Annotated in this window: 8 protein-coding genes; 7 read left to right on the forward strand and 1 reads right to left on the reverse strand. The window is 62.2% G+C overall.

Features of this window, described 5'->3' with window-relative positions:
* Positions 1–82: 82 nt before the first annotated feature.
* The 6 genes from I8N66_RS17495 to I8N66_RS17520 all read left to right on the forward strand — a co-directional run bounded on the left by I8N66_RS17495 (position 83) and on the right by I8N66_RS17520 (position 8685).
* The gene (locus I8N66_RS17495; protein WP_291155865.1) at positions 83–1285 is read left to right on the forward strand and encodes a 2-aminoethylphosphonate--pyruvate transaminase; all 1203 of its coding nucleotides are present in this window, start codon (positions 83–85) and stop codon (positions 1283–1285) included.
* 16 nt (positions 1286–1301) lie between these two features.
* Complete coding sequence (gene phnA, locus I8N66_RS17500; RefSeq protein ID WP_113539688.1) at positions 1302–2564, forward strand: phosphonoacetate hydrolase; 1263 nt, start codon at positions 1302–1304, stop codon at positions 2562–2564.
* A gap of 10 nt (positions 2565–2574) precedes the next feature.
* A complete protein-coding gene (phnY, locus tag I8N66_RS17505; RefSeq protein ID WP_291155870.1) occupies positions 2575–4029 on the forward strand; it encodes a phosphonoacetaldehyde dehydrogenase in 1455 nt (484 codons plus the stop codon).
* Positions 4030–4392: 363 nt separating this feature from the next.
* Positions 4393–5415: a putative 2-aminoethylphosphonate ABC transporter substrate-binding protein gene (locus I8N66_RS17510; protein WP_162768873.1), complete on the forward strand. Its 1023-nt coding sequence runs from the start codon at positions 4393–4395 to the stop codon at positions 5413–5415.
* Positions 5416–5497: 82 nt separating this feature from the next.
* On the forward strand, positions 5498–6667 hold the full coding sequence (locus I8N66_RS17515; RefSeq protein WP_291155875.1) for a putative 2-aminoethylphosphonate ABC transporter ATP-binding protein: 1170 nt from the start codon (positions 5498–5500) through the stop codon (positions 6665–6667).
* Positions 6668–6675: 8 nt separating this feature from the next.
* Positions 6676–8685: a putative 2-aminoethylphosphonate ABC transporter permease subunit gene (locus I8N66_RS17520; RefSeq protein WP_291155888.1), complete on the forward strand. Its 2010-nt coding sequence runs from the start codon at positions 6676–6678 to the stop codon at positions 8683–8685.
* A gap of 72 nt (positions 8686–8757) precedes the next feature.
* Here the strand turns inward: I8N66_RS17520 and I8N66_RS17525 are convergent, their stop codons facing one another.
* Positions 8758–9795, reverse strand: a complete 1038-nt coding sequence (locus I8N66_RS17525) for a GlxA family transcriptional regulator (protein ID WP_291155879.1) — start codon at positions 9793–9795, stop codon at positions 8758–8760.
* 215 nt (positions 9796–10010) lie between these two features.
* Here I8N66_RS17525 and I8N66_RS17530 point away from each other — a divergent pair.
* The coding region (locus I8N66_RS17530; protein ID WP_291155882.1) for a DeoR family transcriptional regulator at positions 10011–10255 on the forward strand (245 nt) is incomplete at its 3' end.

A 10255-nucleotide genomic window follows, 5' to 3' on the forward strand; every position in this document is an offset into this window, starting at 1 on the left:
GATTGATACAAAAGAACGATTTTACAGATATATGTTTCCGCCCCATTGTCGTTCTCGAACACGCCAACCGCGAGGACGGACAATGCCAAACACCGCTTCTGACAGAACCATCGCGCCCCTGGAAATGCCGAGACTCGGCGAGCCTTATCTCTTGACGCCCGGCCCGCTGACGACGGCCTATCAGGTCAAGGAAGCCATGCTGCGGGACTGGGGGTCCTGGGATGGCGATTTCCGGGCAATGACCGCCAAGCTCCGCCAGGAACTGCTCGAGATTGCCGGCGATGCCAAGGGTGAGTTCGATTGCGTGCCGATGCAGGGCAGCGGCTCGTTTTCGGTCGAGGCGATGCTCGGCAGCTTCGTCCCGAAGGACGGCAAGGTGCTGGTGCTGATGAACGGCGCCTATGGCAAGCGCATCGCCCAGACGCTCTCTTATCTCGGTCGCGATCATGTGACGATCGACAAGGGTGACTACATGCCGCCGCGCGGTCCGGAGGTTGCAGCGGCACTCGATGCCGACCCTGATATCACCCACGTCGTGGTCGTCCATTGCGAGACGAGCTCCGGCATCCTCAATCCGCTGAAGGAGATTTCCGACACGGTCTACTCCCGCGGCCGCAAGTTGCTGGTCGATTCCATGAGTGCCTTCGGCGCGGTGCCGGCCGGCATTGGCGATTTCCGCTACGAGGCGATCGTTTCTTCCGCCAACAAGTGCATCGAGGGTGTGCCCGGCTTCGGCTTCGTCATCGCCCGCAAGAGCGAGCTGGAGGCCGTAAAGGGGCGCAGCCATTCGCTGAGCCTCGATGTGCATGCCCAGTGGGACTACATGAACAAGACGGGCCAGTGGCGCTTCACACCGCCGACCCATGTGGTCGCGGCCTTCCTGGAAGCCTTGCGTCTGCATCGGGAAGAGGGTGGTGTCGCCGGCCGTGGAGCCCGCTATGCCCGCAACCGCGACGTCATGGTCGCCGGCATGCGTGAGGCCGGCTTCGAGACGCTGCTTGCCGACCAGTGGCTGTCGCCGATCATCGTCACCTTCTTCAGCCCGGCTCATCCTGCCTTCGCTTTCGATCGCTTCTACGACCTGATGAAGGACAAGGGTTTCATCATCTATCCCGGCAAGCTGACCGTGGTCGACAGTTTCCGCGTCGGCTGCATCGGCCGCATGGACGAGCATGTCATGCGCCGCGTGGTCGAAGCCGCCCGCTACTCACTCTCCGAAATGGGCGTCGACAGCGCCGCTCCCCCGGCCGTCGCCCTTGAAGAACGCCGCCATCTCGCCGCCTGAACCCGAGGAAATTACGATGAACCAGATGTCCAAGATCACCGTCACCGCCAACCGCCGCACCTATCCCTGGCCGAAGGTCCCGGCCATCGCCATCTGCCTCGACGGCTGCGAGCCGGCCTATCTCGACGAAGCCATCAAGGCCGGGCTGATGCCGACGCTCGAGCGCATCCGCAAGACCGGGACGGAGCGCACAGCGCTCAGCGTCATCCCAAGCTTCACCAACCCGAACAACCTCTCCATCGCCACCGGCCGGCCGCCGGCGATCCACGGCATCTGCGGCAACTATCTCTACGAACCGCAGACCGGCAACGAAGTGATGATGAACGACCCGCGCTTCCTGCGCGCCCCGACGATCTTCAAGGCGTTCTACGATGCCGGCGCGAAGGTGGCCGTGGTGACGGCCAAGGACAAGCTCAGGGCGCTGCTCGGCCACGGCCTCAAGTTCGACGAGGGCAGGGCGATCTGCTTCTCCTCGGAAAAGTCCGACAAGACGACCAAGGCGGAAAACGGTCTCGACAACGCCTCGGCCTGGCTCGGCCGCCCGGTGCCGGAAGTCTATTCGGCGGATCTCTCCGAGTTCGTCTTTGCCGCCGGCGTCAAGCTGCTCAAGGAATTCCGGCCTGATGTCATGTATCTGACGACCACCGACTACGTGCAGCACAAATATGCGCCGGGCGTGCCGCAGGCCAATTCCTTCTATGAGATGTTCGACAAGTACCTGACCGAACTTGACGCGCTGGGTGCGGCGATCATCGTCACGGCCGACCACGGCATGAAGCCGAAGCACAAGGCGGATGGTTCGCCTGATGTCGTCTACGTCCAGGACCTGCTCGACCAATGGCTCGGCAAGGATGCCGCCCGCGTCATCCTGCCGATCACCGACCCCTATGTCGTGCATCACGGCGCGCTCGGATCCTTTGCCACGGCCTATCTGCCTGAAGGTGCCGACAAGGAAGAGATCATTGAGCGCCTGAAGGCGATCGAGGGTATCGATGTCGTCCTTACGCGCCCGGAAGCCTGCGTGCGCTTCGAACTGCCTGACGACCGCATCGGCGATCTCGTATTGATCTCGACCGAGAACAAGACGCTCGGCACCAGCGAGCACCGCCACGATCTCGCGGCATTGAACGAGCCGTTGCGTTCGCATGGCGGTCTCACAGAACAGGAAGTGCCGTTCATCGCCAACCGCAAGCTGCCCGAACTTCTGACGGCCGGCACCCTGCGCAATTTCGATGCGTTTTTCTACGCGCTCGTCGCAGCAGCACAGACGGCGCACTAGGGAGGCAGCAATGACCAAGGTGGAAACGACATTCGCCATTCGCCACGAGCCGATGCGGATCGCCGGCAAGGCGGTCGATACCGAAGGGCGCATCGAGGTGCGCTACCCCTTCAACGATGCCGTGATCGGCACGGTACCGGCCGGCAACGCCGAGCATGCCCGCAAGGCCTTCGAGATCGCGGCGGCCTATCAGCCGAAGCTGACGCGCTACGAGCGCCAGCGCATCCTGCTCAAGGCCGCGGACCTGCTCGTCGCCCGAAAGGAGGAGATCTCCGACCTGATCACGTTGGAGCTCGGTATCTCCAAGCAGGACTCGCTCTATGAAGTTGGCCGTGCCTTCGACGTGCTGACGCTGTCTGGTCAGATGTGCATCCATGATGACGGCGAGATCTTCTCCTGCGACCTCACCCCGCATGGCAAGGCGCGCAAGATCTTCACCACGCGCGAACCGCTCAACGCCATTTCGGCGATCACGCCGTTCAACCACCCGCTCAACATGGTGGCGCACAAGGTGGCGCCGGCGGTTGCAACGAACAATTGCGTGGTGCTCAAGCCGACAGAACTGACGCCGATGACGGCGCTCATCTTTGCCGACATTCTCTATGAGGCCGGCCTGCCACCGGAAATGCTCTCGGTCGTGACCGGCTGGCCCGCCGATATCGGCATGGAGATGATCACCAACCCGAATTTCGACCTTATCACGTTTACCGGCAGCGTTCCGGTGGGCAAGCTGATCGCCGCGCACGCCCACTACAAGCGGCAGATTCTGGAGCTGGGCGGCAACGACCCGCTGATCATTCTCAACGATCTCTCGGACGCCGATCTCGCCAAGGCGGCAGATCTGGCCGTTGCCGGCGCGACGAAGAATTCCGGCCAGCGCTGCACGGCGGTGAAGCGCATCCTTTGCCAGGAAAGCGTCGCTGATCGTTTCGTGCCGCTGGTGCTGGAGCGGGCGAAGAAGCTGAAGTTCGGCGATCCGATGGATCGCGCGACCGAACTCGGCACGGTCGTCCACGCACGCGCGGCGGAAGTCTTCGAGCAGCGCGTGTACAAGGCAGCGGAAGAGGGCGCAGAAATTCTCTACAACCCCGGTCGAAAGGGCGCGCTCTTGCCGCCGATCGTGGTTGATCGGGTCAAGCATTCGAGCGAACTGGTGATGGAGGAAACCTTCGCGCCGATCATACCGATCGTGCGTGCGCCCGATGACGACGACGCGCTGATCGCGCTGTCGAACTCGACCGCCTTCGGTCTCTCGTCCGGCGTCTGCACCAACGACTTCCGGCGGATGCAGAAGTACATCGCGGGCCTGAAGGTCGGCACGGTCAACATCTGGGAAGTTCCGGGCTATCGCATCGAGATGAGCCCCTTCGGCGGCATCAAGGATTCGGGCAACGGCTACAAGGAAGGCGTCATCGAGGCGATGAAGAGCTTTACCAACGTCAAGACCTTCTCCTTGCCATGGTGATCTGACGCGTTTCCCCCGCAGATTCACCCCTCTGGGAGCCGCGTTAGCGGCTCCCTTTTTTGTTGTCTGCCGTGCCGTCGCAGCAACCGGTCTCAAGCGCAATCGTAGATCTGCCTCTTCATTTTGCAGGGCGTGTGAAGCTGTACTGGAGGTTGCTCATGGCTTCATCGTCTTCCGGCCGACTTGCCTCGTTTTGCAGCAGCGCATCCATAGTTTTTATCTTCTGAACGATAAGAATAATAAATTTTACTTACCGGAAACCGCTGCGCAGAATGTTTCCCGAAGCCGACAACTACAGGGCAGCATCAAGATTGCCCGCCGCGCTTCCCCGGTTTTTCCAGGACTTCAGAGGAGAACTTCAACATGAACAAACGCATGCTGCTTGTGCTTGCCGGCGCCGCTTCGGCCGTGCTTCCCGCCATTGCTTTCGCTGAAACCCAGCTGACTGTCTATACCGCCGTCGAGGCCGTCGACCTTGACCGCTACAAGGCCACATTCGAGAAGGCTCACCCGGATATCAAGATCAACTGGGTGCGCGATTCCACTGGTGTCATGACGGCAAAACTGCTCGCCGAAAAAGACAATCCGCAGGCCGACGTCGTCTGGGGGCTCGCCGCCACCTCGCTGCTTCTCCTCAAGACCGAAGGCATGCTGGAGCCCTACCAGCCGAAGGGTGTCGAGGCGCTCGACCCGAAGTTCGTCGACAAGGATACGCCGCCGAGCTGGGTCGGCATGGACGCCTATGTCGCAGCCCTCTGCTACAACACGGTCGAGGGTGAAAAGCTCGGCCTGACGCCGCCGACGAGCTGGAAGGACCTGACGAAGCCCGAATACAAGGGCCATGTGGTGATGCCGAACCCGGCATCCTCGGGCACCGGCTTTCTCGACGTCTCGGGCTGGATGCAGATGTGGGGTGAGGAGAAGGCCTGGGACTTCATGGACAAGCTCCACCAGAACATCTCCGCCTACACCCATTCCGGCTCCAAGCCGTGCAAGATGGCTGGCGCCGGTGAAGCGGTGATCGGCGTGTCCTTCGAGTTTCCGGGCGCCAAGGCCAAGAGTGCCGGCGCACCGATCGACATCATCTTCCCCGCGGAAGGTTCAGGCTGGGAGGCGGAGGCAACCGCGATCATCGCCGGCACGGCAAATCTCGAAGCCGCAAAGACGCTCGTCGACTGGTCGGTCACCAAGGAAGCCAACGAGATGTATAACGCCGGCTATGCCGTCGTTGCCTATCCAGGGGTTGCCAAGCAGGTCGAGCACCTGCCCGACGACATCGCATCCAGGATGATCGTCAACGACTTCGAGTGGGCTGCCAACAACCGGGCGTCGATCCTGAAGGAATGGCAGAAGCGCTACGACGCCAAGTCTGAGCCGAAGAGCTGAGCCTGATCTGCCGGGCGCAGTGCGATCGCGCTGCGCCCGCTCGCATTTCTCCCGAAATTCCTCAAGCCAGCGGAGCTTGCAGATGAGGCATGCCCTGTCGATCGAACCGACGTATACCGGCCGTCCAAGCGCTGCGGAGCATGCGGACCCGGCCCCCTATCTGCAGGTCTCGGACCTGTGGAAGACCTACGGCGATTTCGTCGCGCTGCGCGATATTTCGCTCAGCATCGCCAGGGGAGAGTTCATCTGCTTCCTCGGTCCCTCCGGCTGCGGCAAGACAACGCTGCTGCGGGCGATCGCCGGTCTCGATCTCCAGACCCGGGGCACCATCCTGCAGGATGGGCGCAACATCTCGACGCTGCCGGCTTCTAGCCGCGACTATGGCATCGTCTTCCAGTCCTATGCGCTCTTCCCCAACCTCACGATCGAACAGAACATCGCCTTCGGCCTGGAAAACACCGGCCGGTCGAAGGCCGGCGTTGCATCCCGGGTCGCTGAACTCTTGGAAACGGTCGGCCTTTCGGCTCATGGCAAGAAGTATCCGGCGCAGCTTTCCGGAGGTCAGCAGCAACGCATCGCGCTTGCCCGCGCCATTGCCATCTCGCCGGGGCTGCTGCTCCTCGACGAGCCGCTCTCGGCACTCGATGCCAAAGTTCGCGTGCACCTTCGCCACGAGATCAAGGCGCTGCAGAGAAAGCTCGGCGTCACCACCATCATGGTGACGCACGACCAGGAAGAAGCGCTCGCCATGGCCGACCGGATCGTCGTCATGAACCACGGCGTGATCGAGCAGATCGGTTCGCCCACCGAAATCTACCGCCATCCCGAGACGCTGTTCGTCGCCGACTTCATCGGCGAGACCAATCAGTTCGAAGCCCGCGTGCTTGGAGACGGCGAAGTCGAAATCGGCCATTCGGCATTCTGCTGTTCGACGGAGGATTTTTCCGTCGGCCATGCGGCAACGGCGGTCGTCCGCCCGGTCGACATTATCCCGCACGGTGCGGATGCCCATGCCGTCAACGCCAGTGATCGGCCGGCGACACCCCAGAACCTGATCGATGCCGAGGTGCAGGAAATGGAATTCCTCGGCATGTTCTGGCGCACGCGCCTGACGGCGCCGCGTCTCGGCGAGCGCGCGCTCGTTGCCGACTTCTCGGTCAACGCAGTCAGACGCCTCCGGATCGAAACCGGCGGCGCCATCCAGGTTGAGATTCCAAGGGAGCGTCTGCTGCTCTATCCAAGGGGAGCGTGACGATGAACATGGTCCTCGAAGCGCCCCATCTTCCCGCGATCGGCAAACGGCTCCGACAGGAAGCCTCGCGTGACGACCGCATCAAGCTCGGCTTCATGGCCGTCATCGGGCTTTATCTGATCGTGGCGCTCGGTGCGCCGCTCTTCGTCATGCTGTCGAAGTCGCTTTCGACCTACCGGTTCGACCTTGCGGCCTTCGAGTTCCAGGTGAGCGACGAGACAGGCGCAAACTGGGGGCGTGTCGTCAACGCCCACGACTTGAACCTGGAGCTTGGCGCCGTGACGGAAGCCGAGCTTTCCGTGAGTTCCGACGGACGGCTCGCGGCGACCAAGTTCTTCCCGGAATTCAAGTTCCGCAGTCCCGTCCATTACCGCATTCGCGGCACGACCGACGATGCGACCTTCCTGGTCGGCTCCACCCTGGAAAAGGGGACGGAGTGGCGCGACTACGATTCCGGCACGTTCCGGCGCGTGGTGCTCAGGCCCGCACGCAGCCTCGGCTTCGAGAATTTCACCACCTATTTCTCGACGCCCGCCCTTGCCCAGTCGATCTACAATTCGGTGCTGATGGCGGTGATCAGCACCGTGTTCACGATTACGATCGCCTTCGCGCTGGCTTTCGGCCTGACGCGCAGCTGCATGCCCCTGAAGGGGCTGTTTCGCGGTATCCTGACGATCCCGATCCTCGTGCCATCCCTGCTGCCGGGCATTGCGCTCGTTTATCTCTTCGGCAATCAGGGTGTCTTTAAGGATTGGTTGCTGGGCTATTCCATCTACGGCCCGATCGGCATCGTCATCGGCTCGATCTTCTTCACGCTGCCGCACGCCTTTCTGATCATCCTGACCGCCCTTTCCGTCGCCGACGCCCGGCACTACGAGGCGGCGGCTTCGTTGAAGGCCAGCAAGTGGCGGACGTTTACCACCGTCACCGTGCCCGGTGCGCGCTACGGTATCGTCTCGGCGGCGTTTGTCGTCTTCACGCTTGTCATCACCGATTTCGGCTTGCCCAAAGTGATCGGCGGGCAATACGGCATGCTCGCGGTCGACATCTACAAGCAGGTGATCGGCCAGCAGAATTTCGAAATGGGAGCCGTCGTTTCCGTCATCCTGCTCGTGCCGGCAGTGCTTGCCTTCTACGTCGACCAGCGCATGCAGAAACGGCAGGTGGCGCTGCTGTCGGCCCGCGCCGTGCCCTACACGCCGAAACGCAATCCGCGGACGGATACGCTCTGCTTTGCCTTCGCCTGCTTGGTCAGCCTGTTCATCCTCGGTATGATCGCCATGTGCCAGATCGCGGCGGTGGTGAAGTTCTGGCCCTATGACCTGACGCTGACAGCCAAGAACTTCGCCTTCGACCTGATGGACGGCGGCGGCTGGGCCGCCTACGGCAACTCCATTCGACTGGCGCTTTTGACCGCGCTGTTCGGTTCGGTGGTCGTCTTTGCCGGCGCCTACATGGTGGAGAAAGCCGATGGCTTCCGGTTCGGCCGCGGCGTGTTCCATTTCCTGGCGATGATGCCGATGGCGGTGCCCGGCATGGTGCTCGGCCTTGCCTATATCTTCTTCTTCAACAATCCGGCCAACCCGTTGCACCCGATCTACGGCACGATGGCGATCCTTGTCGTTTCGACCGTGACGCATTTTTACACCGTCGCGCATCTGACGGCGCTGACGGCGCTGAAGCAGATGGATCCGGAATTCGAATCCGTCGCCGCCTCGCTGAAGCAGCCCTTCCACCGGCTGTTCTTTCGGGTCACGGTGCCGGTCTGCCTGCCGGCGATCCTCAACATCGCGATCTATCTCTTCGTCAATGCGATGACGACGGTCTCGGCGGTGGTGTTTCTCTACTCGACCGATACCAAGCTCGCATCGGTCGCCGTGCTCAACATGGACGACGCCGGCGACATCGCGCCGGCCGCTGCCATGGGCATGATGATCTTCTACACCAATGTCGCGGCAAAGCTCGTTCACGCCCTGATCGCGCGCGGCCTGCTCGCGCGCACCCAAGCCTGGCGCTAACCCAACTTCGGCCCTTCGCAGTACGCCGCCTTCCTTCGCTCTGAAGGGGGCGGCGCTTTGTCCACGTCACTCTTAAGCCACCCGGAGCTCCGCCATCACCGCTTTGCGGCCGTCTCCTGCGCGCAAGCGCTCGATCTCGTTAAGACGCGAACGTTGGGGCGTAAGGCCGTAGCGTTCACGGTAGGTGCGGGAAAAGTGCGAGGCGGTGGAAAAGCCGCAGGCGACGGCGATCTCGATGACCTGAAGGGACGAGGTGAGCAGCAGCAGGTGCGCGCGTTCCAGCCGCAGATCGAGATAGTAGCGCGCCGGCGTGCGCCCCATTTCTCTTCGAAACAGACGCTCGATCTGACGCCGGGACAATCCGGCCGAGGGTGACATGTCGGCGAGCTTCAACGGCTCGGCAAGATTTGCCTCCATCTTTTCGATGACACGGATCAACAACGGATTGTCGATGCCGAGGCGCGCCTGCAGCGGCAGGCGCTGGCGCTCGCCGGTCTCGCGCAGCCGCTCGCAGAGCGCCGCTTCGCAGATACGGGTGGCCACGTCCCTCCCAAGATCCGCTTCGATGATGTGCAGGAACATGTCGAAGGGCGCGTTACCGCCGGCGCAGGTATAGATCCCGCCGTCGATCTCGAATGCGGTCTGGCGTGCGTTTGCGACGAAGAACCGCTCGGAGAAGTCGGGAAAGTGTTCCCAGTGAACGGCGCAGCGACGCTCGTCAAGCAGCCCCGCGCGCGCCAGGCAGTAGACGCCGCCACCCAGGCCGGCGAGGCGCGCATTGCTGCGCGCGCTTGATCGCAGCCAGGCCTCCAGGGCCCTGTCGGCCGGCGGCATCGTGCGGCCGCCACAGATGACGATAAAGCCCGTATCAGCGCCTCGGCCAAATCGGATGCGTTCAGCCGAGAGAGGCCCCGCTACCGGGATGCCTGTGCCGCAGGATGAGGTGGCGGGTGCGCCATCTGCCGTTACCAGGTGCCAGCCGTATACCGGGCGGCCGGCAACGTCATTGGCGAGGCGCAGCGCTTCGATCGCTGCGGAGAAGCCATGCAGGGCGAACCCATCGAGGAGGTAGAAGGTGAAGTGGCGAGCCTGCGCACATGCCTGTTGCATTGTCTCTTCCTGATCACGAGAGGCGTCGACGTGGTACGAGTTGGAAAGAATAGTTACATTATGCAACATATCGGATCGTTGCCAATCCCGTTTGAGCTAGGATCCCAAGAAATTCGCTCGGAATCCGTGGACGTGAAGGCGCTCCTACCTGTGCGCTGAAGCGTGGACAGGGGCTGCAGCTTGTCAAATGGACAAAAATGGACACAGATAGTCACATGTCAGAACAACAAAACGCTCGCGCTCTTGCTCCCCGCCGTCACGGCGAGATCCTCAGGCGTCTTGCAGCCGATGGTACCGTCGGGATTACCGAGCTTGCGGACTTCTTCGATGTTTCCCGCCAGACCATCAGGCGCGACCTGAAGCTTCTTGCCGATCGCGGCCAGCTTGATCTTGTCCATGGTGGCGCCACCCTGTTCGAGCCGTCGGAAGCGGCCTTTGTCGAGCGGCGGGAGGAGAATGC

The organism is Ensifer sp. SSB1, assembly GCF_016652895.1.
Classification (GTDB): Bacteria; Pseudomonadota; Alphaproteobacteria; order Rhizobiales; family Rhizobiaceae; genus Ensifer.

What these genes read in the sequence shown, in the direction of transcription:
- phnA (WP_113539688.1), top strand. Translation starts at nt 1,302, where the DNA reads ATGAACCAGATGTCCAAGATCACCGTCACCGCCAACCGCCGCACCTAT.
- I8N66_RS17515 (WP_291155875.1), top strand. Translation starts at nt 5,498, where the DNA reads ATGAGGCATGCCCTGTCGATCGAACCGACGTATACCGGCCGTCCAAGC.
- I8N66_RS17520 (WP_291155888.1), top strand. Translation starts at nt 6,676, where the DNA reads ATGGTCCTCGAAGCGCCCCATCTTCCCGCGATCGGCAAACGGCTCCGA.
- I8N66_RS17510 (WP_162768873.1), top strand. Translation starts at nt 4,393, where the DNA reads ATGAACAAACGCATGCTGCTTGTGCTTGCCGGCGCCGCTTCGGCCGTG.
- I8N66_RS17525 (WP_291155879.1), bottom strand. Translation starts at nt 9,795, where the DNA reads ATGCAACAGGCATGTGCGCAGGCTCGCCACTTCACCTTCTACCTCCTC.
- I8N66_RS17495 (WP_291155865.1), top strand. Translation starts at nt 83, where the DNA reads ATGCCAAACACCGCTTCTGACAGAACCATCGCGCCCCTGGAAATGCCG.
- phnY (WP_291155870.1), top strand. Translation starts at nt 2,575, where the DNA reads ATGACCAAGGTGGAAACGACATTCGCCATTCGCCACGAGCCGATGCGG.